This window comes from Sphingomonas sp. SDUR79, from assembly GCF_056821745.1.
This window is the reverse complement of sequence record NZ_JBPDIN010000001.1, coordinates 1,227,199-1,249,329: the sequence shown is the minus strand read 5'-3', so window position 1 is coordinate 1,249,329 and position 22,131 is coordinate 1,227,199. Positions and strand designations below refer to the sequence as shown.

The window sequence follows — 22,131 nt, the reverse complement described above, 5'->3', positions numbered from 1 at the left end:
CCGATTGAAATGCAGACCGTCGAGACGTTGAACGAAGGCCTCAAGCGCGCCTACACCCTGAAGATCACCGCCAAGGACATCGACAGCCGTGTCGACGCCGAAGTGAAGCGCGTTGCCCCGCAGATCCGCATGCCCGGCTTCCGCCCCGGCAAGGTGCCGGCCAATCTGGTGCGCAAGATGCACGGCGAAGCGCTGACCCAGGACGCGCTCAACACGACGATTCAGGAAGGCGTGCAGAAGCTGATCGCCGACCACAAGCTGCGTCCCGCGATGCAGCCTTCGGTGAGCCTTGAGGGCGAGTTCGCTCCCGGCAGCGACGCCGAGGTGAAGGTCGAGCTGGAAGTCCTGCCCGACGTCCCGACCCCGTCGATCGACGGCCTGAAGCTTGAGCGCCTGATCGTTCCGGTCAGCGACGAGGCGGTCGATGCGCAGATCATGCAGATCGCCGGCCAGCAAAAGTCGTGGGAAGACGCCAAGGCCAGCTACAAGGCCAAGCAGGGCGATCAGGTCACGATGGACTTCGTCGGCAAAGTCGACGGCGTCGCCTTTGACGGCGGCACCGGTGAGGGCATGGCCATCGAGATCGGCTCGGGCCGCCTTATCCCCGGCTTTGAGGACCAGATCGTCGGCGTGAAGGCCGGCGATGAAAAGCAGATCGAAGTGACCTTCCCCGAGGATTATGGCGTCGACACGCTGGCCGGCAAGCCCGCGACCTTCGACCTCAAGATCACCGCGGTGAAGATCGCCGGCGACGTGAAGGTCGATGAAGAGCTCGCCAAGAATCTGGGCCTTGAGAGCCTCGATCAGCTGCGTGGCATCCTGCGCGGCCAGATGGAGAATGAGACGGGCGGCCTCACGCGCACGTACATGAAGCGCAAGCTGCTCGATCAGCTCGCTGCCGGCCATGACTTCCCGGTCCCGCCGTCGATGGTCGAAGCCGAGTTCCAGCAGATCTGGGCCCAGCTTCAGCACGAGGCAGGCCATGAGGAAGATCCCGAAGCCGCCATGGCGGAGCTGGAGAAGGAAGTCGGCGATTACCGTGCGATTGCCGAGCGTCGCGTGCGCCTTGGCCTGCTGCTCTCGGAAATCGGCCAGGCGAACGGCGTTGAGGTGACTCAAGCGGAAATGAACCGACTGATCGCCCAGGCTGCGCAGCAGTATCGCCCGGAAGATCAGCAGCGTTTCTTCGAATATATCCGTCAGGAGCCGATGGCCGCCGCCCAGCTGCGCGCCCCGCTTTATGAGGACAAGGTGGTCGACTTCCTGTTCGGCACGGCCGAGATCAGCGAGCGCGAAGTGACGCGCGAAGAGCTGGAAGCTGCGATCGAGAGCGAGGAAGGCGCGGTGCCGCACGTTCATGGTCCGGACTGCAACCACGACCATGACCACGACCACGAGCCCGCCAAGAAAGCCAAGGCAAAGAAGGCCGAAGAGCCTGCGGCCGACGCTGCCGCCGAAGAGGTGAAGCCGGCGAAGAAGGCGAAGGCCAAGGCCGAAGAGGCTCCCGCCGACGAAGCCCCGGCCAAGAAGGCACCTGCGAAGAAGGCCGCCAAGGCCGACGACGCTGAAGCCGCAGCTGAAGCACCCAAGAAGAAGGCTCCAGCCAAGAAGAAGGCTGACTGAGACCTTTTATATCCATCGTCTCCCCGGCCCAGCCTCAAAGGGTTGTGCCGGGGTGCACGGTGCCGCAGATTGAGTGCTTGAGGCTATTGCGATGCGCTCAGCCTCCCGGTGGACCCCGGAACAAGTCCGGGGTGACGTAGTGGGGGATGGCGTGACCGAACCGCGCATCGCAGTGATCCTGCCCTGCTATAACGAGGAAGCCGCGGTCGCGCAGACGGTCGCGGGTTTCCGCGCGGCGCTCCCGGATGCGACCATCTACGTCTACGACAATAACAGCGCCGACCGGACCGTCGAAGTCGCGCGTGCCGTGGGGGCGATCGTCCGCACCGAGCGGATGCAGGGCAAGGGCAATGTCGTCCGCCGCATGTTCGCCGATGTCGATGCCGACATTTACGTGATGGCGGATGGCGACGCGACCTATGACGCGGCCGCCGCGCCCGCGATGATCGCGAAGATGCTCGACGAGGGTCTCGACATGGTGGTCGGTACCCGCGTGCATGAGGCCGCCGATGCCTATCGTCGCGGCCATGTGCTCGGCAATCGCGCGATGACCGGGCTGCTCGCGCAGCTGTTCGGGCGCAGCTTCACCGACATTTTCTCGGGCTATCGCGTGTTCTCGCGGCGCTTCGTGAAGAGCTTTCCCGTGCTGTCGGCCGGGTTCGAGATCGAGACCGAGATCAGCGTCCATGCGCTCGAGCTCAAAATGCCGGTGGGGGAGGTGGAGACCCGCTATCTCGCCCGGCCCGAGGGATCGGCGTCGAAGCTATCCACCTATCGCGACGGTGCGCGAATCGCGCGCACGATCCTGACGCTCTACCGGATCGAAAAGCCGATCCTGTTCTTCGGCATTGTCGCGCTGGCGCTGGCGGCACTGGCCGTGCTGCTCGCCGTGCCGCTGGTGGCGACCTATATGGAAACCGGCCTGGTTCCGCGCTTCCCGACCGCCATTCTCGCCACCGGGCTCGTGATTCTGGCGGCGCTCAGCAGCTTTGCGGGACTGATCCTCGACACCGTGGTGCGCGGGCGGCGGGAGATGAAGCGGCTGGCCTATCTGGCCCAACCGGCGCCAGCCAACCTCTGACCGGCAGGATCAGATCACCGTCAGGCCGCGATCTTTTCGAGGTTGATGCCCAGTTCGTCGATCAGAAATTCCTCGACCGCCGCCTCGATCATCGCGCGCGTTTCGCGCTCTGGCGCCTCGACCCAGCCTGCGATGCGTAACGCCCCGACGACCGGGGTCACCATCCACCGGACATCGTCTTCGACGACGCTGATCTCGCCATCGACGAATCGATGCGCGATATCGAGGGCGTGAAGGCGACGCGACAGGCGCGCCACCGCTTCCGCCGACTCGATCCCGTTCCAGGCAGCAAAGGCGAAGTCGAAATGCTCGCGCTCTGGCGCGGGTTCGGCCGCGCGGCGCGCTGGCCGGGGCATGGTTGCTGCGGGGGTCCGCTGGGGCAGCAGCAGATGGGCGAACATCGTCAGCACGATCGCGGTCACGGGGATCAACGCGATGGCGATGACCATCCCGATGCCGAAGGTCGCATCGTTGAGCCCGCCCGCGCCGAATAACGGCCCGAGCGCGACGCCCGCAAAGGCGGTGTACAGCAGGGTGAAGACGATGATGGTCCGTTTATCCTGGCGCATTGGCGCCCCTTTCAGCTCCCCGACCGCACCGGTATCGCACACAAGGGTTCAGAAATGGTTGCCGCGGATGATCCTGCGCTGGTCCGTGTGCGGGGGCGATCGGGGGATGGCATTCACCTTCTTCCCCCCTTGCGCCGCGCGATGCGAGCGCCGATGTAGCGGTGGGCAAAAACAGATTTGACGAGAACATCCCACATGCATCCCCTTGCCGGTCTCCTGACCCCCGAAGGCTTTACGCGCGATCCGATCACCAACGCGCTGGTTCCCATCGTCATCGAACAGTCGAGCCGCGGTGAGCGCAGCTTCGACATCTATTCGCGCCTGCTGCGTGAGCGGATCATTTTCCTGACCGGGCCGGTCGAGGATCACATGGCGTCGGTGATCACCGCCCAGCTGCTCTTCCTCGAATCGGAAAATCCGAAGAAGGACATCTGGATGTACATCAACTCGCCGGGTGGCGTGGTGACCGCCGGCATGGCGATCCACGATACCATGCAGTATATTCGTCCCCGCGTCGGTACGGTGTGCATCGGCCAGGCGGCGTCGATGGGCAGCTTCCTGCTCGCCGCCGGTGAGCCGGGCCTGCGCGTCGCGCTGACCAACGCGCGCATCATGATCCACCAGCCGTCGGGCGGGGCGCAGGGCATGGCGTCGGACATCGAGATCCAGGCTAAGGAAATCCTGCGTATCAAGCGCCGGATGAACGAACTCTACGTCAAATATACGGGCAAGCCGCTCGAGCAGATCGAGCGCGCGATGGACCGCGACACCTTCCTCGAGGCCGATGAAGCCAAGGCGTTCGGCCTGGTCGACGAAGTGTATGAAAAGCGCCCTCAGCCCGCTGACAGCGAGGGGACGGCGTCTTAATCTGACGCTCACCTTCCCCTGCTATTGGGCGAATTTGAGTTGCCGGGCGTTGTTCCGGCTGTAGGATGCCGGGCTGCGATGCGGCCCGGCACGCAAAGGAAGACTGAATGACGAAGTTAAGCGGCGGCGATTCGAAAAGCACGCTCTATTGCTCGTTCTGCGGCAAGTCGCAGCACGAGGTGCGCAAGCTGATCGCCGGCCCCACCGTGTTCATCTGCGACGAATGCGTCGAACTCTGCAATGACATCATTCGCGAAGAGACGAAATCGGCGCTGGTCAGCAAGAAGGACGGTGGCGTCCCGACGCCACAGGAAATCTGCGACGTTCTCGACGATTATGTCATCGGACAGAATCGGGCGAAGCGCGTGCTGTCGGTGGCGGTGCACAACCATTACAAGCGCCTGAACCACGGTGCGAAGGGTGCCGATGTCGAACTGAGCAAGTCGAACATCCTGCTGGTCGGCCCTACCGGCTGCGGCAAGACGCTGCTGGCGCAGACGCTCGCCCGCATTCTCGACGTGCCGTTCACCATGGCCGACGCGACGACGCTGACCGAAGCCGGCTATGTCGGCGAGGATGTCGAGAACATCATCCTGAAGCTGCTTCAGGCATCGGACTATAATGTCGAGCGGGCGCAGCGCGGAATCGTCTATATCGACGAGATCGACAAGATCAGCCGCAAGGCCGAAAACCCGTCCATCACGCGCGATGTGTCGGGTGAGGGCGTGCAGCAGGCGCTGCTGAAGCTGATGGAAGGGACGACCGCAAGCGTCCCGCCGCAGGGTGGACGCAAGCATCCGCAGCAGGAGTTCCTGCAGGTCGACACGACCAACATCCTGTTCATCTGCGGCGGCGCGTTCTCGGGCCTCGAAAAGATCATCGGCGACCGCCTTCAGGGCAAGTCGATCGGCTTCGGCGCCTATGTCGCTGCGCCGGAAGAACGGCGGACCGGTGAGACGCTGCGTCAGACCGAACCGGAGGATCTGCTCAAGTTCGGCCTTATCCCCGAATTCGTCGGTCGTTTGCCGGTCGTCGCGACGCTCGAGGATCTGGACATTCCGGCATTGGTCAAGATCCTGACGGAGCCGAAGAACGCACTGGTGAAACAGTATCAGAAGCTGTTCGACATGGAGAATGTGAAGCTCAGCTTCACCGACGACGCGTTGGTGTCGGTCGCCAAGAAAGCGATCGAGCGCAAGACCGGCGCGCGCGGCCTCCGCTCGATCCTCGAAGGCATTCTGCTCGACACGATGTTCGATCTGCCCGGCATGGACGGGGTGGACGAAGTGATGATCGACAAGGATGTCGTCGCCGGATCGAAGGAGCCGGTTCGCGTCTATTCGGCCGAGAAGAAGAAGGCCGGCGACGCCGCCTGATCGGCTTCACGGTCAACCAGTCAAGCGGGCGTCGGGCAACCGGCGCCCGTTTTGCATTGGGCTTTCGGTCTGTCCGATCTGGCCGCCCATCCACAGGATTAACCATCTTCGTTCGTCTCCGCTTAATGCCCCCTAACGATTTGTTGGCGCCGCGGGTGGGGATGATACGGAGGCTAACTTGCGGTTTTATAAGGCAACACGGTTCCTGTTCCCGTCCAGCCTGCGGCTGCGGATGTTCACCATCTGCTTCATCGGCACACACATCCCGTTGCTCGCATTTGCCGCGTGGCAGTTCAGCACGGGGAAGATCGACTGGCCCGATTTGGGGATCGTCCTGGCGGCGACGCTGCTCGGCACGGTGTTCACGCTGATCGGTATCGACGGTCTGCTCGCCCCCGTGCGCGCGGCGACGCAGGCAGTTCAGTCGCTGGAACGCGAACAGGCCGACGCGTTGGAGGCGGTGAGCGACGGCGACATGCTCGCCGACCTGCTCGCCGGGGTGACCCGCGCGAGCGAGGCGACCAAAGTTCGCGTCGCCGCGCTCGACATTGCGGCGCATCGCGATCCGCTGACCGGCCTGCTCAACCGGCGCGGCTTCCTTGCGCGCGTCGAAAGCGCCGGAGACGGCACGATCGCGCTGATCGATCTCGACAAGTTCAAATCGGTCAACGACAAGTTCGGCCATGATGTGGGCGACACAATCCTTCAGGATTTTGCCGCGTTCCTCGCCCGGGGTGTGCGCAAGGCGGATTGCGTCGGACGCTGGGGCGGCGAGGAGTTCGCGGTGTTTTTCCCGGCAACCGAAGAGGGTGAGGCTGCCGGTATCCTGCAGCGCCTGTGTCGGCGGCTGGGCAATGGCCTGATCGAGCGGCCTGACGGCGTTGCGATGACCTGCTCCGGCGGCATCGTTGCGCTGGACGGTGAACCGATTCAGCTCGCGATGTCCCGCGCCGACGCCGCACTTTATGCCGCGAAGCGATCAGGCCGGAATCAGCTGCGCGTTGGCGAGGCGCACCTGCTTGTGTGAAGCAGGGCAATCAATCGGCGAGCGCCGCTGGCCATGCGATGGACCGAAGCAGGCGCGTGACATCCGGTCCGAACTCGAACCCCTCGGTACCAGATGCACGGTATTTCACCAGAAAGCCGCTGCCCGTCGGGCAGTGGAGATAGAGGTCGCTGGTCAGCGCAGGGACGCCTTCGCCCATCGTGCCTGCCGGTATCGCATAGCGGGCATAATGCGCTACGGGCGTGCCCTGACCCGACGGAGGCAAATCGCGTGCTTCCCGGATCAATCGTACCCCGCCCCGCCGGACGATCTGCGCCTGGCCGTCGGCAAATGTCTGGGCACAGGTCAATCCTGCAGCGGTGGGATAGATATAGACGGTGACCGAAACGAAGCCGCCGTCACGCCGCAGAATGTAACTGGCGCTCGCGTCGCGGCCATCGTCCGAATATTCGCTGACGCGCGTGCGCTGAAAGCCGGCGACGCTGACGGGTAATTTGGTGCCCGTCGCGGCATGGACCCAGGGATCCGGCGCATTCGTGACATCACGCTGCGCCTGGACCGGCCCTGCGACCAAAAGCGTCAGCGCCACGCACCAACCCGACACAAATGACCGCATCACCGTCTTCCCCTTTAGCAATTGCCGCAGCATAGCCGCTGCCCCGCACAGGACGAGCCCCAAATTAGCGGCGCGGTCGCTGCATTGCCTCCACCGCCTCGGACCGGCGCAGCACGCGTGCCATCGGGTCGATCACGACACGCGCGTCGGCTGGCACGGCAATTGTCGCACGGCCGCCCGTCATCGCGACGCGCTGCACGACGCCATCCACCTGCACCTCGACGGGGAGCGGGAAGGGGACGTTGCGCGGCGTCTTCCATTCCAGTGTCAATTGGCTGCCGGTGCGGGTCTCGACCAGTTCGGGCAGCGCGGCGGAGCGGAGATAGACGTCGTAGAACCAGCCAAGGTCACGTCCCGCAGCCGCGCTCATCAGCGCCTCGAACTCCGGCGTCGTGGCAAAGCGCGGCTTGAAATTCCCCGGCCTCGGGTCGGGGCGGCCATAGACGAGCCGCCGCGTCGCATCGAAGAACGCCGCGTCGCCGATCAGGTAGCGCAGCGTGTGGAGCACCCACGCGCCCTTGTAATAGATGTCCTGGCCCGGCCCGCCCTTTTCGAGCTGATACACCTCGTCCGACGTGCGCGACCGGCCCGACACCAAAGGCTGCCGGTTGAGGATGTTCTTGCGCTGCTCCGCCATCATCGCGGCATAGCGCGCCTCGCCCTCGCGCCACTGGCCGTAGAGCGGCTGCATATACTGGCCATAGCCCTCATGCAGCCAGAAATCGTCCCAGTCCGCGGCGGTCATCTGGTTGCCGAACCATTCATGCGCCAGTTCGTGGTGGAACAGCCAGTCGAATCCGGTCGCATCCTTGCGATAGTCGTTGCCGTACGCGTTGACCGTCTGGTGCTCCATGCCCAGATGCGGCGTCTCGACCACGCCGAGCTTCTCGTGCGCGAAGGGGAAGGGGCCAATCATCGTTTCGTAAAAGTCGAGCGTCGGCGCGAATTCGGCGAACAGCCCCGCCGCCTGTTCATCCTTGCCGGTCAGATGCCACAGGTGCAGCGGCACCTCGTTGCCGAACTTGCTGGCATAGGTGCCCTTGATTTCGCGATACGGCCCGATGTTGACCGCGACGAGGTAGGGGTTGATGTTCTTCGCAACCCAACGCCACTCGGAATAGCCGTGCAGCGCCGGCGTCGCGATCTCGAGCTTGCCATTGGCAATTGCCGCCAGCCCGCGCATGACCCCGATCGTTATGCGGATTTCCGGGATCTCGCCAGCCGGGAAGTCGAGACACGGCCAGAACAGGTCGCAGCCATAACCCTGCGCCGTCGTCGCCACCCACGGCTTGCCCTGCCAGCTCGACCAGACAAAGCCGTCGTCCCACGGCGCGTTGACCGCTTCGTGCGGCCGCCCGGCATAGTCGATCTTCGCGACGACCCTGCCACCGGCTGGAACCGGTTTGGGCAAATCGATGAACAGCCGCCCTTCCGGGTTACGCCACTTATCCGCACGCAGCGCGACACCGTCGATCTCGATCCCGGAAACATGAAAATTCTTGTCGAGGTCGATCAACAGCCGGGTCTGGCGCGCGCTGGTTTTCAGCCGGAGCGTGACGGTGCCCGAAAGATATTTTCGTTCGGGGCCGATGCGGAGATTGAGATCGACATGCTCCAGCCGCAACGCCGCCCGCTCGGGCTCGATCGGTCCACCGGAGCGTTCGGTCAGTTCGGTGATCGGTGGCTCGCCCTTCTGCGCCAATGCAGCGGGGGCAAACGCGGTCAGCGCCAGCATCGCGGCAAACACTGCATTGATGCCGCGTGCGCGATCCCCATATAGTTGACTGATTCTGCCCCCTGCGGGCAGCACCGGAGTGTCCATGAAGTCTTCCTATCCAGTCCTGCCGCTGCGCGACATCGTCGTCTTCCCGCACATGATCGTGCCGCTGTTCGTCGGGCGCGACAAGTCGGTCGCCGCCCTTGAGGCCGCGATGGCCGCCGACAAGGAAATTTTCCTCGTCGCCCAGCTCGACCCCGCCAATGACGATCCCGGCCGCGATGACCTGTATGACACCGGCGTATCGGCCGAGGTGATGCAGCTGCTCAAGCTGCCCGATGGCACCGTGCGCGTGCTCGTCGCGGGCAAGGAGCGCGGTAAACTCGAGACGATGCAGGATGCGGGCGGCTATCTGACCGCCACGGTTTCGCCGGTCGAGCAGAAGGATGCGACCGGCACCGAGGTGCAGGCGCTGATGCGCTCGGTCGTCGAGCAGTTCGAGAATTACGCCAAGCTCAACCGCAAGCTGCCTGCAGAAACGGCGGTGCAGCTGGGCGAGATCGAGGAAGCCTCGCGCCTCGCCGATGCGGTCGCGGGCAATATCGCGGTCAAGGTGGCCGACAAGCAGAGCCTGCTGGTCGAAGCCGACCCGCAAAAGCGACTCGAGATGGTCTTCGCCTTCATGGAGGGCGAACTGGGTGTGCTGCAGGTCGAGAAAAAGATCCGCTCGCGCGTGAAGCGCCAGATGGAGAAGACCCAGCGCGAATATTACCTCAACGAACAGCTCAAGGCGATCCAGCGCGAGCTGGGCAATGAGGGCGAGGAAGGCGAGGGCGATGAGATCGCCGAGCTGACCCAGAAGATCGCCACGCTCAAGCTGTCGAAGGAGGCGCGCGGCAAAGCGCAGGCGGAGCTCAAGAAGCTCAAGACCATGGCGCCGATGAGCGCCGAGGCGACGGTCGTGCGCAACTATCTCGACGTGCTGCTCGGCCTGCCCTGGGGCAAGAAGTCGAAGCTGAAGAAGGATCTGGTCGAGGCCGAAGCAGTGCTCGACGCGGATCACTATGGCCTGGAGAAGGTCAAGGACCGCATCATCGAATATCTGGCGGTGCAGGCGCGGACGAACAAGCTGAAGGGTCCGATCCTGTGCCTCGTCGGCCCGCCGGGCGTCGGCAAGACCAGCCTTGGCAAGTCGATCGCGAAGGCGACCGGGCGCGAATTTATCCGCCAATCGCTGGGCGGCGTGCGCGACGAGGCCGAGATTCGCGGCCACCGCCGCACCTATATCGGCTCGCTCCCGGGCAAGATCGTCACCAACCTCAAAAAGGCCGGGACCAGCAACCCGTTGTTCCTGCTCGACGAGATCGACAAGCTGGGCCAGGATTTCCGCGGCGATCCGGCATCGGCGCTGCTCGAGGTGCTCGACCCCGAACAGAACAGCAAGTTCAACGACCATTATCTGGAGATCGACGTCGATCTGTCGGACATCATGTTCGTGACGACGGCCAACTCGCTGAACCTGCCCCAGCCGCTGCTCGACCGCATGGAGATCATCCGGCTTGAGGGGTACACCGAGGATGAGAAAGTCGAGATTGCCAAGGGCCATCTGATCGCCAAGCAGATCGACGCGCACGGCCTGAAGGCTGGCGAGTTCGAGCTGACCGAAGCGGGCTTGCGCGACCTGATCCGCTACTACACCCGCGAAGCCGGCGTCCGCACGCTGGAGCGCGAGATCGCCAAGCTTGCGCGCAAGGCGCTGCGCCGCATCCTCGAGGGTAAGGTCGAGAGCGTCGTCGTGACGCCGGAGACCCTCCACGAGTTCGCCGGGGTGCGCAAATATCGCTTCGGCATCGGCGAAGAAGAGCATCAGATCGGTGCCGTCACCGGGCTCGCCTGGACGGAGGTCGGCGGGGAGCTGCTGACGATCGAAAGCGTGACCGTCCCCGGCAAGGGCGCGATCAAGACCACCGGCAAGATCGGCGACGTGATGAAGGAGAGCGTCGAGGCGGCGTTCAGCTTCATCCGCGCGCGCAGCCCGAGCTACGGCATCAAGCCGAGCATCTTCGCGCGCAAGGATATCCACGTCCATTTGCCCGAGGGTGCGGTGCCCAAGGACGGCCCGTCGGCGGGTATCGGTCTGGTCACCGCGATCGTTTCGACCCTGACCGGCGTGCCGGTGCGCAAGGATGTGGCGATGACCGGAGAGGTCACGTTGCGCGGTCGCGTGCTGCCGATCGGCGGTCTCAAGGAAAAGCTGCTCGCAGCGCTGCGCGGCGGCATCGCTACCGTGCTGATCCCGCAGGAGAATGAGAAGGACCTGGCGGAGATCCCGGCGAATATCCGTGAAGGCCTGACGATCATTCCCGTGGCGCATGTCGATGAGGTGCTCAAGCTCGCGCTGACCGAACCGCTGACCGCGATCGAATGGAGCGAGGCGGAGGATCTGGCGGTCTTGCCGCCCGCGACGGCGCCCGATCCGCTCCGCCATTGACGGTTAAGCGCGGATAAGGGCATTTTTTCCGCCCTTTTCCCCGTATTTGTACCGCTTTCCGCTTTACAGCGGCGTGCGGACGCGTTTTCCTGTTCCACCGGCTTGACGATGCCGCGCGCATTTCATGCAAGCTTACCAAAAAATGCAGGGGTTCTACGGGTATGAACAAACAGGAACTGATCGCCACGGTCGCAGACACCGCGGGCCTCGGTAAGGGCGACGCCAGCAAGGCAGTGGAGGCTGTGTTCGACGCGGTCACCGCCGCGCTCAAAAAGGGCGACGAAGTTCGCCTGGTCGGCTTTGGCACCTTTTCGGTATCGAAGCGCAAGGCATCGACCGGCCGCAACCCGCGCACCGGCGAGCCGATGACGATCAAGGCATCGTCGCAGCCCAAGTTCAAGGCCGGCAAGGGCCTGAAGGACGCGGTGAACTGAAAGACGCTGGACGGGGCTGGACAAGCCGGTTCCGTCCTTTTAGAGGCTCCGCTCCCCGGGCCACTCCGGGGAGTTCCGATTTGTCGGAGCGGCCGCACACCTTCCCGGAAGGTCCCGGCATCGGGCGCGTAGCTCAGTGGTAGAGCACTGTGTTCACACCGCAGGGGTCGCTGGTTCAATCCCAGCCGCGCCCACCATCTCCAAAAGCCCGTCGGCGATGCCGGCGGGCTTTTTGCGTTTCGTCGGATTGCTCTGTCAGAAATTGTGTGTTGCGGCGCGGTCACAGTGCAGGATGATCGTGCGCGGCGCTCCGGCGCATCGCGCAACGGAGCGAAGCTGGGTGCGCGCGCGGCACGAATTTAACCGTTGTGTATCAGCTGTTTAGTTCGACGCAGGCGGCCTGCTTGTCATCGTTTCGTCATGAAAGTCACAAAAGCGTAACTCCAAAGTCACTGAAAATTCTCGCAAATCCCATCCCACCGTCATGCACGCCGCCTAGCGCGACGCAGGTGATCGGCAGGGGGAATGTTCCGAGTCGATCCAGGGCGCTCGCCCACCATCCTGCAAACCGGGATCGACCGGAACGGAGAAATTCATGGCCGACTTCAAGCGTATCAGCCTCATCCTGATGACCAGCGTCGCGGGCGCCACGCTCGCCGCTTGCGACGGCGCGTCCAGCGTTGCCTCGCCCGGCGAGGGCGTGATCGTCGTTCCCGCCCCGGCTCCTGCCCCGGCACCCTCGCCGACGCCGTCGCCGACCGCGACGCCGGGTACGCCGGCCGCCAGCTGCCCGTCGGGCTTCACCGATGCCGGCGTGGTTGGCAGCTTCCGCGGTTGCCGCCTGCCTTCGCTGATCACCAACCTGACGCTGCAGAAGGTTGCGGGCGTCGCCTATGAGATCAACGGCCGCGTCGACGTCGGCGTCGATCGTGGTGGCGCGGGCACGGCGGGCACTGCCGGCAACCTGACGATCCAGCCGGGCGTGATCATCTATGCCAACACCACCAACTCGGACAACGACCTGCTGGTCGTCAACCGCGGCTCGACCATCGCTGCCGAAGGCACGGCGACTCAGCCGATCATCTTCACCGCGCAGCAGAACCTGACCGGCGGCGTGACCGACGAATCGCAGGGCCTGTGGGGCGGCATCATCCTGGCCGGCCGCGCGCCGATCTCGAACTGCAACCTCAGCGGCGTGACCGGCGGTTCGGTGAACTGCGAAAACGTCGTCGAAGGCACCGGCAACGCGCTGTACGGCGGTGCGACCCCGGGCGACAACTCGGGCGTGATGCGCTATGTCCAGGTGCGCTACTCGGGCACCGTCATCAGCCCGAACAACGAGCTTCAGGGCATCACCACCGGCGGCGTCGGCAGTGGCACCCGTCTGGAATATATCCAGATCCACAACAGCTCGGACGACGGCATCGAAATCTTCGGCGGCACGCACAATGGCCGTTACTGGGTCGTCACCGGCGCCGATGATGACAGCATCGACACGGATGTGGGTTGGAAGGGCTTCATTCAGTTCGCGATCGCGATCCAGAAGCCGTCGAACACCACCAGCGACAACTATGTCATGGAAATCGACTCCAACAACAACGAAGACGCGACCCCGCGCCAGAACGGCCGCATCGCGAACTTCACCTTCGTGCACACCAGCACCGGCACCAACGCCGGCCTGCGTCTGCGCGGCGGTGCGGACTTCACCTTCGTCAACGGCATCTTCGTTTCAGGCCGTCCGTGCCTCAACGTCCTGGCCGGCACGACCGACAATGGCGGCAAGTCGACCATCCGCCCGGCGGATGCGACCATCGACGAGCAGGGTCCGCCGGTGTTCCGTTCGAACTACTTCGCTTGCACGGGCGCCCTGTCGGCCGAAACCGCGGTGAACAGCATCACCGTGACCAACGCCGAGCAGGAAGCGCTGGTCGATGCCGGCACCAACAACGTGAAGAACGGCACTGCGGCCAATGCGCTGACCTCGGGCTATCTGCCCGGCACCGGCGCAGCGGGCGTGACGGCGTTCAACGCGGCGACGCTCAACCCGTCGGGCTCGTCCTTCCTGGTGACCACCAGCTATATCGGCGCGGTCAGCGGCCCGACCGACACCTGGTATCAGGGCTGGACCTGCAACTCGAACCGCGCGAACTTCGGCGCGGCCGGCAGCGCCTGCACCACCGTTCCGGTCACCTGATCGGATCGTGATCGACTACCGGAGCCGGCGGGAAAGGGGCCGCCGGTTCCGGTTTTCCTTGGCGGGACCAGGCATTTGAAGGCTTCAGCCTCTGCAAACGCCAGCCTCTGAAAACGGACGTCACCAGATGAAAAAGAGCACCGCATTCGGAAGTCTGCTGCTTCTGACCTCGCAACTCGTTGCGCCGCACGCGCTTGCCCAGGCTGCGCAGGATGCGACCGCCGAAGCCGCGCCGCAGGAAGCCGAGGCCGCTCCGCAGGCCGAAGAGGAAGAGGTCGAAATCTCCGCCCCCGGCGCCGGCGATACGAGCGAAGAAATCGTCGTCATCGGCCGCAACATCCCCAATGTCATCAAGGCGACTCCGCAAGTGGTGTCGGTGCTGTCGAGCGCCGATATCGCACGCTCGGGCGAAGGCGACATCGCCGGCGCGTTGACGCGCGTCACCGGCCTCAGCGTCGTGGGCAACGGCTTTGTGTTCGTGCGTGGTCTTGGCGACCGCTATTCCTCGTCGCTGCTCAACGGCCTGCCGCTGCCGAGCCCCGAGCCGCTGCGCCGCGTCGTGCCGCTCGACCTGTTCCCGACCAACATCGTCGGGTCCGCACTGGTTCAGAAGAGCTATTCCGCCAACTACCCCGGCGAATTCGGCGGCGGCGCGATCAACATCACCACCCGTGCCGCACCGCGCGACGGGTTTTTCGAGATCGGTGGCTCGATCGGCTTCGACACCGTCACGACGAGCGAGCTCGGCTACACCTATGACGGCGGCAGCCGTGACGTGTTCGGTTATGACGACGGTGAGCGCAGCGTCCCCAACTTCATCCTCGACGCGGGTGCCAATGGCACCTCGGTGACCAACGCCGCTCAGCTGATCCAGCTGTCGAACGCGCCGACCACGGTGGTGTTCGAAAACAACCATATCCCGGCCAACTGGTCGGCCAGCACCAGCTTCGCCAAGACCTTTGACACCGGCGGCCTGCGTATCGGCTTGATCGGTGCCGGTGGCCTTTCCAACAGCTGGCAGACCCGCGCGCAGAAGCAGCAGGTTGCGATCGGTGCCGATGGCGGTCTCGCCAGCGACGGCAACCAGGTGACGACCGACAACCGCATCATCGCCAATGGCCTGCTCGGTGTCGGGTTTGAGTTCGGCGAACATCTGATCCGCTTCACCAACGTCTATATCCACGACACGCTGAAGCAGGCGATCATCGGCCAGTTCGACGAAGAGAATTTCGGCATTCCGGGTTCGTTTGGCGTGCCGACTTTCGCGACGCAGAACACCAACTGGTTCGAGCGCCAGCTGTTCACCAGCCAGATCGTCGCTGAGCTCGATTTCGGTGCGCTCGACCTCGATCTGCGCGGTGCCTATGCCAATACCAAGCGCAAGGCACCCTATGAGCGCGCGTTCCGCTACATCTACAGCAACACGTTTGACGACTATATCAACACGCTCAACGCGCCGAGCGGCGCGACGATCGCGTTCAGCGACCTCAATGAGGATCTTTGGACCGGCGCGGTCGACGTTGCTTATGAGCTCAACACGGCCCGCCCGATCACGCTTTCGGCCGGCTATGCGTACACCGATACGGAGCGCCAGTCGTACCGCTATTTCTTCCGCTTCATCGGTCCGAACAATGGCGGCGTGAACCAGACTGTGGCTCAGCAGCGTCCGGACTATCTGCTGTCGGACTATAACATCCAGACCTACGGCATCACCCTGCGGAACGAATCGACCGGCACCGGTGCGGCGGCTTATGACGCGTCGCTGCAGGTCCATGCCGGTTATGTTCAGGGCGAGGCCGAGCTGATCGACGGTCTGCGCGCGTCGGTCGGCGTGCGTTACGAAACCGCCAAGCAGCAGGTGCTGCCGACCGGTGCCGTTGCCGGGACCAACCTCGACAACGACTATTGGCTGCCTGCTGCCACGATCACGTGGAACTTCGCCCCGGACATGCAGCTGCGCGTCCATGGGTCGAAGACGATCGCGCGCCCGCAGTTCCGCGAGCTTGCGCCGCAGCTGTACCAGGATTTCGAGAGCAGCCGCCAGTTCCTCGGCAACCCGCTGCTCATCGACTCGCAGCTCTACAACGCCGAAGCGCGCTTTGAATGGTTCTTTGCGCGTGATCAGCGCGTGACGGCAGCGGGCTTCTTCAAGAAGATCGACAATCCAATCGAGGCGGTGGCGTTCGTCGCCGGCGGCTCGACCTCGCTGCAGACCGGCTTCTCGAACGCGCCCAGCGCCAAGCTGTGGGGCGGCGAGATCGAGGCGCAGAAGCACATCGCCCTCGACACGCTTGGCGGTGGCTTCTTCGACACCAAGCGCCTCGTGCTGATTGCGAACTACACCTACACCAAGTCGGAAATCGAAGCGGGCGACCAGCTGGTTGCCAGCCCGATCCTGGGCGCTCCGGCGGTACAGTCGTCGCTGCTGTTCAACGACGGCGGCCCGCTGGTTGGCCAGTCGGATCACCTGGTCAATTTCCAGGTCGGATTTGAGGATACCGCTTCGCTCTCGCAGCTGACCGTGCTGTTCAACTATGCGAGCGAGCGCGTCACCAACCGCGGTCCGGTGGTCGAAGGCGTTCGCCTGCCCGACATCATCGAGAAGCCGGGCCTGACCATCGATCTGGTCGCGCGCCAGGGCTTTGAGCTGGCAGGCGCAGAGTTCGAGCTGAAGCTTGAGGCCCGCAACCTGACCAAGACGCGGTATCAGGAATACCAGACCTTCCCGAATGATGTGCGGGTGGACACCAACACCTATGACGTCGGCCGGAAATTCTCGATCGGCCTCAGCGCAAAATTCTGAGCCACTTCGGTCGCAACAGGAAAGGGCCGTCCCATCGGGGCGGCCCTTTTCGCGTCACCCCCATGGACGTTCGCGAAACCATTTTGTGATGACATATTTTGTCCCGGCGCGGACCTTCATCGCGTGGTGCAGCGTGCTCGGGTTCGGCGTGCCATTGGGCCGCAAATTGCTCCAGGCCAGCAGCTTTCCCGGCTCGGGCTGAACCAGCTTGTCGATCGCCTTGAACCGGGTCGCGCCACCCGCCTCGACCGCGTTGAGATAGATCATCACCGTCCAGGTGCGCTGGCCTGCCACGGCGCAGAATTTTTCGAAGTCGACGCCGGTCGGTTCGAAATAGTCGGTATGCGCCTTGAATTCCTGCCCCACCGCATAGCGTTGGCCCTGTAGCGGCTCACCATGCGCCGGATCGAGGCCGATAAAGTCGCAGATCATCGCATCCAGCCGCTGCGTCGCCGGATTGTCGGCCGGCAGGTCACAGGTTTCGCTCGTCCTGAACACGTCGTCGCCATTATAGTCCGACACCAGCGACGGACGCCGGTCGCGGTCGACCATTGCCATCAGCTCGGTACAGAACTCGGCGTCCAGAAACCCTTTGCGCATGAACAGCGTAAGCTTCGGCGTGGGAACCTTCTGAATCCCGGCGCGGCTGCTCAGGAGTTCGATCACGGGTTCGATCGGAAACCCGGCGGCAGGGGAGGGGGAGACCATTCTCCCTATCTGCCAGAAGCCATTGCGCGCATCCAGAGGGGTGGGCCGCGTCAAAAAATTCGCCGGGCCGCAGGCAAACCGTCACAATTGCGTAATAGCGCGGCAACATGGGCGACGCCGACAGTCTCGATCAACTGGTTCAGGCCGCCGTGGCGGCCGGCATTCCGGCCGTGCACCTGGTGCGTGACGGCAGCGAGGTTCGCATTCTCGTCCGCGCCGTCTCCGGCCTCGCCCCGGTGCGCAGCCTCGTCGCGAAGCCCGACTGGATCGAAGCTGCGCAGGCGCTGCCCAATGCGACTCGACGTGGCGAGCGGGTGGTGATCGATCTGGCCGCGCATGAACGAAATGGCGGGGGCTTTACCGAACTCGGCATGCCTGGATCGATGCGCGCCGCGATCGAGCGCGAGATGCTGGCACCCGGGGGCGTGATCCTGGTCGCGTCGGACGATGCGGCGGTGATGGCGCGGGCGATGGCGGCGGCTGCGTACGCGCCGGGAGAGCGGCATATTGTCGAAATCGCGGCCGACCGTGCCGAGCTTGATTCGGCCGCCCGGATGGATTGTGACGCGATCCTGTTGCGCCCGAACGATGACCGGGCGCTGCTGGCCGGCGCGTTCGACCATGCCCAGCGCGGCGTCCGTATCGTGCTGGGTATCGAAGCCCCGGATGCGATGGCAGCGATCGCCCGACTGCGCGCAGTGCGGGTGGAGCGGCATTTGCTGGCTTTTGCGCTACGGGTCGCGATCGCGGCGCGGACCGAGCTGCGCCTCTGCCCCGCATGCCGCCGTCCGGCTCAGGCGGAGGGGTCGGAGTCGGCATTGCTCGGGGTCGATCCGGGCACGGTGATCTATCGCGCAGTCGGGTGTGACGCGTGCGACCAGAGCGGCTTTTCCGGATCGGTGATGCTGTTCGAGACCGTAGTCATCGACCCGGGCCTGCGGCGGTTGCTCGCCGAGGGGGGCGATGTCGCCATCCTTGCCCGGCATGCCTTTGTGCGCGCGCCCACGCTGGCGGCCTCGGCGCGGACGCTGGCGCGGGAAGGCCGGATCACCGTCGATGCGGCGATCCGCATCGCCCGCGCGGCCGGGGCGGGTTCGGTTTCGGCGACCTCGCATCCGCATCTGCTGATGGCGTAAACCACAGGCGCTTGACGCTGCTCGGGCACGCGGCTAAGCGCGCCACTTCCACGGCGACCGTAGTTCAATTGGTTAGAGCACCGGCTTGTGATGCCGGGGGTTGCGGGTTCAAGTCCCGTCGGTCGCCCCATTTTCCCACCCCGGATATTTTGGACTGGCGCTGCGCTGCGCAGAAGAATATTACGCGCCCTCGAAATATTCTTAGCCAGCTGGAAGCGCCATGACCGCCCTGTGGGACCTGCCCGATTTCGACGCGCATGAGGGGGTTCACCTCATCACCGATCCTGCCAGCGGCCTGCGCGCAGTGATTGCGGTCCATTCGACCAAGCTTGGCCCGGCGGCCGGCGGCGTACGCTTCTGGCATTATGCCGACGGCAATGCGGCAATCACCGACGCGTTGCGGCTGTCGCGCGGCATGAGCTTCAAGAATGCGATGGCCAGCCTGCCCCTGGGTGGCGGGAAGGGCGTGGTGCTCGCCCCTGAACCGGGCGCGACGATCAGTGAGGCGCAGCTGATTGCGTTTGGCGACGCGGTCGAATCGCTCGGCGGTCGCTATGTCACCGCCGAGGACGTCGGCATGTCCGAAGCACGGATGAAGGTCATCGCGACCCGCACGCGCCACGTATCCGGCCTGCCCGTCGCCGGGGGCAGCGCAGGTGGCGATCCCGGGCCGTTCACCGCGCTCGGCATCTATCTCGGCGTCAAGGCGGCGGCCAAGCGCGCACTGGGTGCTGATTCGATGGCGGGCGTGCACGTTGCGGTGCAGGGCGTGGGCAGCGTCGGTGGCGGCCTTGCCCGGCGTCTCGCGGCGGACGGTGCCAAGCTGACGCTCGCTGACGTCAACGCCGACAAGGCACGAGCGCTGGCTGCCGAGCTGGGCGCGGATGTCGCCGGTGCAGATGCGATCGCAACCGTCGAAGCCGAGATTTTCAGCCCCAACGCCCTCGGTGCGATCCTGACCGAGGCGAGCATCGCGGCGCTCCAATGCAAGATTGTGGCGGGCGGCGCGAACAATCAGCTCGCCAAGCAAGGGGACGGCGCGCGCCTCGACGCCCGCGGCATTCTCTATGCGCCGGATTATGTGATCAATGCCGGCGGCATCATCAACGTCGGCCTTGAGTATCTCGGCCAGGGTGACCGCGCCGAGGTGGAAGCCCGTATCGCGCGGATCCCCGACCGCCTCCACGAAATTTGGGACGAAAGTGCCCGTACCGGCGATCCGGCGAGCGAGGTGGCTGACCGGATCGCGATGCGGTTGATCGGGCGGGGCTAACTCCGCCGCCCGACGTCCGCGAGATATGAAGCGCTCCGCAAAGCGCTACCACGTCCAATTCGAAGCTATTCGCAATAGCCGCTGGCCTGGCGAAGCCTAGGTTGGCGCGCTCTCAACATGCGCTGTGTAGCCCACCGGCTGCCCGGCGATTTTTTGCTGCGCCAAATTGAACACGCCATTCCAAAGAACAGCTCAAGCACGGATCAATTTTGACCAGTCAATGCGCTTGGCAAATTCTCCGTTGCATGGGCATACTCTGCCCGATTCGGGTTCGCTTCCATTTTGTCTCGGTAAATTCAAATAATCTCGCGTCGATCAGCGTTTCGGGTGAAGTGATGAAATCCTGATGTCGCCGGTCGATCCGATCCCTGGTCATCCTCGCTAAGTCAATCTGCAACAATATATTAAATGCCAACTTTTCCAGATACGTAGATGTCACGCACAGGCGGATCGCGTTTAACCCTATCGGTGGGAGGAGAGTGTAATGACGGATAATTTTATAGGAGAGCTTAGGGTTTTCGGGTTCGGGCGCGTTCCGCGGCATTGGCTTCCCTGCAATGGCCAAACATTGGCAGTTCAGCAGTATCAGGCTCTATTTGCGCTGCTCGGCTTTACCTATGGCGGCGATGGCAAGAACAACTTCGCGCTTCCGGATCTGCGCGGGCGCGTCACCGTGGGTACGGGCCAGGCGGCGGGGGGCGGAACCCTGTTCCAGCGCGGCCAGAAGGGCGGGGCCGAGTCCATCACGCTCACGCCGGCCCAGACCCCGCCCCATGTGCATGAGATCATCGCCTCGACATCGACCACGACGACGACAACAGGGCCGAACGGCAACTATATCGGGGTCGCAACCGCAACCCCGGTTGCGCAACCGTTCGACCTGTATGCGCCGGCCCCGTTGTCCCCGGCTGACCCGAATTGGATACCTCTGCACAGCTCGGCCATCGGGCTTTCGGGCAGCGGCGGAGCGCATGAAAATCGCCAGCCGATCCTTGCGCTGCAGATCTGCATCGCAACCGGTGGTGTGTGGCCGTCGCGCAACTGACGTCGTTCCCTTAATCCGTGGAGGAACCCATGGCAGAATATTTTATCGGCGAGATTCGCCTGTTTGCATTCAACCAATATGCGCCTGGCAATTTCCTGCCCTGTGACGGGCGTTCGTTGCGCGTTTCCGATTATCAGGCGCTGTTTTCGCTGATCGGCACCACTTATGGTGGCGATGGCGTCACCACCTTCAACCTGCCCGACCTGCGTGGACGGACCCCTGTTCATTACGGCCAGCTACCGGGTGGTTCGACCTATGCGCTCGGTGCAAAGGCCGGCGTCGAACAGGTGCCGCTGACGTCGGCGACGGTTCCGGCCCATACGCACACCGTCTGCGCGACCAAGACGGCCGCATCCAGCTTCACGCCCAGCGCTGCAGTCGCGCCCGGGGATGTTGGCGGGAATTTCTTCTATTGTACGGAAACGCAGGCCGGAACGGTGCTTCAGACCAACGCGGAGACGGTTTCATTCGATGGCGGCGATAATCAGCCGCATCCCAACATTCAGCCCAGCCTGGTTCTGGCTTATGCGATGGCGGTCGCGGGCCTTTATCCAGACTTTAGCAACTAACGATATCGTGGGAGGCTGCTATGGACGCTTTTATCGGTGAAATTCGCATATTTCCGTTCGGCTATGCACCAGTTGGCTGGTATGCATGCGACGGACGACAACTTCAGATCAATCAGGATACGGTGCTCTATTCGCTGTTGGGCACCCGGTTCGGTGGGAATGGCACGACCAATTTCAACCTGCCCAATTTGAACGGGCGCATCCCGGTCGATGCCGGCGTTTCCGCTACCTCGGGAACGCAGTTCGTCTTTGCCGCAAAAATCGGGGAAGAGACCGTGACCCTGACACCGGCACAAGCCCCGTCTCACAATCACAGTTTCAACGCCAAGCTTTCGGGTTCGGCCACAACGGGCATGACGGGTGTGGCTGGCGTCACCAACAATGCCGGAACGTCCCTGATGAGCCGGGCGCTGAACAACACGGCAAAGGTGATCTCCGCCTATGATGCACCCCCGCTGAGCTCGGGTGATAAGACAATGCTGGGGATGAAGGTGTCGGCTGCCTATGGCACATTGGGGCAGACCGCGGAGCCGCACCCCAACCTCCAGCCCTATCTCGTCATGGGATATTATATCTGCAATGACGGCGAATATCCGGTCAATCCGAACTAGGGTTCCGGCTGC

The 22,131-nt window shown here is 63.8% G+C and carries 18 protein-coding genes and 2 tRNA genes; 16 read left to right on the top strand and 4 right to left on the bottom strand.

Annotated elements, in window-relative coordinates; translation table 11 throughout:
- Nucleotides 1–9 precede the first annotated feature (9 nt).
- A complete protein-coding gene (gene tig, locus ACRYLO_RS06000; RefSeq protein WP_482659327.1) occupies nt 10–1,623 on the top strand; it encodes a trigger factor in 1,614 nt (537 codons plus the stop codon).
- A gap of 151 nt (nt 1,624–1,774) precedes the next feature.
- Complete coding sequence (locus tag ACRYLO_RS05995) at nt 1,775–2,704, top strand: glycosyltransferase family 2 protein (RefSeq protein ID WP_482659326.1); 930 nt, start codon at nt 1,775–1,777, stop codon at nt 2,702–2,704.
- 20 nt (nt 2,705–2,724) lie between these two features.
- On the opposite strand, the gene ACRYLO_RS05990 is transcribed toward ACRYLO_RS05995, so the two are convergent.
- Nucleotides 2,725–3,273: a hypothetical protein gene (locus ACRYLO_RS05990; protein WP_482659325.1), complete on the bottom strand. Its 549-nt coding sequence runs from the start codon at nt 3,271–3,273 to the stop codon at nt 2,725–2,727.
- Nucleotides 3,274–3,468: 195 nt separating this feature from the next.
- On the opposite strand from ACRYLO_RS05990, the gene clpP reads away from it, so the two are divergent.
- The 3 genes from clpP to ACRYLO_RS05975 all read left to right on the top strand — a co-directional run bounded on the left by clpP (nt 3,469) and on the right by ACRYLO_RS05975 (nt 6,543).
- Nucleotides 3,469–4,140 carry an ATP-dependent Clp endopeptidase proteolytic subunit ClpP gene (clpP, locus tag ACRYLO_RS05985; RefSeq protein WP_482659324.1) on the top strand — a complete coding sequence of 224 codons (672 nt, stop codon included), beginning with the start codon at nt 3,469–3,471 and terminating at the stop codon, nt 4,138–4,140.
- Nucleotides 4,141–4,247: 107 nt separating this feature from the next.
- On the top strand, nt 4,248–5,516 hold the full coding sequence (gene clpX, locus ACRYLO_RS05980) for an ATP-dependent Clp protease ATP-binding subunit ClpX (RefSeq protein WP_482659323.1): 1,269 nt from the start codon (nt 4,248–4,250) through the stop codon (nt 5,514–5,516).
- Nucleotides 5,517–5,694: 178 nt separating this feature from the next.
- Nucleotides 5,695–6,543, top strand: coding sequence for a GGDEF domain-containing protein (locus tag ACRYLO_RS05975; protein WP_482659322.1), 849 nt, complete (start codon nt 5,695–5,697; stop codon nt 6,541–6,543).
- Nucleotides 6,544–6,553: 10 nt separating this feature from the next.
- On the opposite strand, the gene ACRYLO_RS05970 is transcribed toward ACRYLO_RS05975, so the two are convergent.
- Both ACRYLO_RS05970 and ACRYLO_RS05965 read right to left on the bottom strand, forming a co-directional pair.
- Nucleotides 6,554–7,138: a hypothetical protein gene (locus tag ACRYLO_RS05970; protein ID WP_482659321.1), complete on the bottom strand. Its 585-nt coding sequence runs from the start codon at nt 7,136–7,138 to the stop codon at nt 6,554–6,556.
- 64 nt (nt 7,139–7,202) lie between these two features.
- Nucleotides 7,203–8,873, bottom strand: a complete 1,671-nt coding sequence (locus ACRYLO_RS05965; RefSeq protein ID WP_482661686.1) for a M1 family metallopeptidase — start codon at nt 8,871–8,873, stop codon at nt 7,203–7,205.
- 85 nt (nt 8,874–8,958) lie between these two features.
- Between ACRYLO_RS05965 and lon the strand changes: the two genes are divergently transcribed.
- From lon to ACRYLO_RS05940, 5 genes are all read left to right on the top strand, one after another.
- Nucleotides 8,959–11,346, top strand: coding sequence for an endopeptidase La (lon, locus tag ACRYLO_RS05960; RefSeq protein WP_482659320.1), 2,388 nt, complete (start codon nt 8,959–8,961; stop codon nt 11,344–11,346).
- 161 nt (nt 11,347–11,507) lie between these two features.
- Nucleotides 11,508–11,780 (top strand): HU family DNA-binding protein, encoded by a 273-nt coding sequence (locus tag ACRYLO_RS05955; protein WP_066656000.1) that lies wholly within the window; start codon nt 11,508–11,510, stop codon nt 11,778–11,780.
- A 122-nt stretch (nt 11,781–11,902) separates the two neighbouring features.
- Nucleotides 11,903–11,977 (top strand) — tRNA-Val (locus ACRYLO_RS05950).
- 398 nt (nt 11,978–12,375) lie between these two features.
- Entirely contained in the window at nt 12,376–13,974 is a 1,599-nt protein-coding gene (locus ACRYLO_RS05945) for a hypothetical protein (RefSeq protein ID WP_482659319.1), read from the top strand.
- A 127-nt stretch (nt 13,975–14,101) separates the two neighbouring features.
- Nucleotides 14,102–16,777: a TonB-dependent receptor domain-containing protein gene (locus ACRYLO_RS05940; RefSeq protein ID WP_482659318.1), complete on the top strand. Its 2,676-nt coding sequence runs from the start codon at nt 14,102–14,104 to the stop codon at nt 16,775–16,777.
- Between the two features lie 54 nt (nt 16,778–16,831).
- On the opposite strand, the gene ACRYLO_RS05935 is transcribed toward ACRYLO_RS05940, so the two are convergent.
- Complete coding sequence (locus ACRYLO_RS05935; RefSeq protein WP_482659317.1) at nt 16,832–17,485, bottom strand: prolyl hydroxylase family protein; 654 nt, start codon at nt 17,483–17,485, stop codon at nt 16,832–16,834.
- A gap of 107 nt (nt 17,486–17,592) precedes the next feature.
- Between ACRYLO_RS05935 and ACRYLO_RS05930 the strand changes: the two genes are divergently transcribed.
- The 6 genes from ACRYLO_RS05930 (at nt 17,593) to ACRYLO_RS05905 (ending at nt 22,119) form a co-directional block, all read left to right on the top strand.
- Nucleotides 17,593–18,621, top strand: a complete 1,029-nt coding sequence (locus tag ACRYLO_RS05930; protein ID WP_482659316.1) for an ATPase, T2SS/T4P/T4SS family — start codon at nt 17,593–17,595, stop codon at nt 18,619–18,621.
- A gap of 53 nt (nt 18,622–18,674) precedes the next feature.
- Nucleotides 18,675–18,751: transfer RNA gene (locus ACRYLO_RS05925), tRNA-His, on the top strand.
- 90 nt (nt 18,752–18,841) lie between these two features.
- Complete coding sequence (locus tag ACRYLO_RS05920; RefSeq protein ID WP_482659315.1) at nt 18,842–19,894, top strand: Leu/Phe/Val dehydrogenase; 1,053 nt, start codon at nt 18,842–18,844, stop codon at nt 19,892–19,894.
- A 484-nt stretch (nt 19,895–20,378) separates the two neighbouring features.
- Nucleotides 20,379–20,939: a phage tail protein gene (locus tag ACRYLO_RS05915; RefSeq protein ID WP_482659314.1), complete on the top strand. Its 561-nt coding sequence runs from the start codon at nt 20,379–20,381 to the stop codon at nt 20,937–20,939.
- Between the two features lie 29 nt (nt 20,940–20,968).
- Nucleotides 20,969–21,508 (top strand): phage tail protein, encoded by a 540-nt coding sequence (locus tag ACRYLO_RS05910; RefSeq protein ID WP_482659313.1) that lies wholly within the window; start codon nt 20,969–20,971, stop codon nt 21,506–21,508.
- A gap of 20 nt (nt 21,509–21,528) precedes the next feature.
- On the top strand, nt 21,529–22,119 hold the full coding sequence (locus ACRYLO_RS05905) for a phage tail protein (RefSeq protein ID WP_482659312.1): 591 nt from the start codon (nt 21,529–21,531) through the stop codon (nt 22,117–22,119).
- Nucleotides 22,120–22,131: the final 12 nt, after the last annotated feature.

Excerpts from the sequence above, each read along its gene's own strand:
- tig (WP_482659327.1), top strand. The coding sequence starts at position 10 with ATGCAGACCGTCGAGACGTTGAACGAAGGCCTCAAGCGCGCCTACACC.
- ACRYLO_RS05990 (WP_482659325.1), bottom strand. The coding sequence starts at position 3,273 with ATGCGCCAGGATAAACGGACCATCATCGTCTTCACCCTGCTGTACACC.
- clpP (WP_482659324.1), top strand. The coding sequence starts at position 3,469 with ATGCATCCCCTTGCCGGTCTCCTGACCCCCGAAGGCTTTACGCGCGAT.
- clpX (WP_482659323.1), top strand. The coding sequence starts at position 4,248 with ATGACGAAGTTAAGCGGCGGCGATTCGAAAAGCACGCTCTATTGCTCG.
- ACRYLO_RS05970 (WP_482659321.1), bottom strand. The coding sequence starts at position 7,138 with ATGCGGTCATTTGTGTCGGGTTGGTGCGTGGCGCTGACGCTTTTGGTC.
- ACRYLO_RS05965 (WP_482661686.1), bottom strand. The coding sequence starts at position 8,873 with ATGCTGGCGCTGACCGCGTTTGCCCCCGCTGCATTGGCGCAGAAGGGC.
- lon (WP_482659320.1), top strand. The coding sequence starts at position 8,959 with ATGAAGTCTTCCTATCCAGTCCTGCCGCTGCGCGACATCGTCGTCTTC.
- ACRYLO_RS05955 (WP_066656000.1), top strand. The coding sequence starts at position 11,508 with ATGAACAAACAGGAACTGATCGCCACGGTCGCAGACACCGCGGGCCTC.
- ACRYLO_RS05945 (WP_482659319.1), top strand. The coding sequence starts at position 12,376 with ATGGCCGACTTCAAGCGTATCAGCCTCATCCTGATGACCAGCGTCGCG.
- ACRYLO_RS05940 (WP_482659318.1), top strand. The coding sequence starts at position 14,102 with ATGAAAAAGAGCACCGCATTCGGAAGTCTGCTGCTTCTGACCTCGCAA.
- ACRYLO_RS05935 (WP_482659317.1), bottom strand. The coding sequence starts at position 17,485 with ATGGTCTCCCCCTCCCCTGCCGCCGGGTTTCCGATCGAACCCGTGATC.
- ACRYLO_RS05930 (WP_482659316.1), top strand. The coding sequence starts at position 17,593 with ATGGGCGACGCCGACAGTCTCGATCAACTGGTTCAGGCCGCCGTGGCG.
- ACRYLO_RS05920 (WP_482659315.1), top strand. The coding sequence starts at position 18,842 with ATGACCGCCCTGTGGGACCTGCCCGATTTCGACGCGCATGAGGGGGTT.
- ACRYLO_RS05915 (WP_482659314.1), top strand. The coding sequence starts at position 20,379 with ATGACGGATAATTTTATAGGAGAGCTTAGGGTTTTCGGGTTCGGGCGC.
- ACRYLO_RS05910 (WP_482659313.1), top strand. The coding sequence starts at position 20,969 with ATGGCAGAATATTTTATCGGCGAGATTCGCCTGTTTGCATTCAACCAA.
- ACRYLO_RS05905 (WP_482659312.1), top strand. The coding sequence starts at position 21,529 with ATGGACGCTTTTATCGGTGAAATTCGCATATTTCCGTTCGGCTATGCA.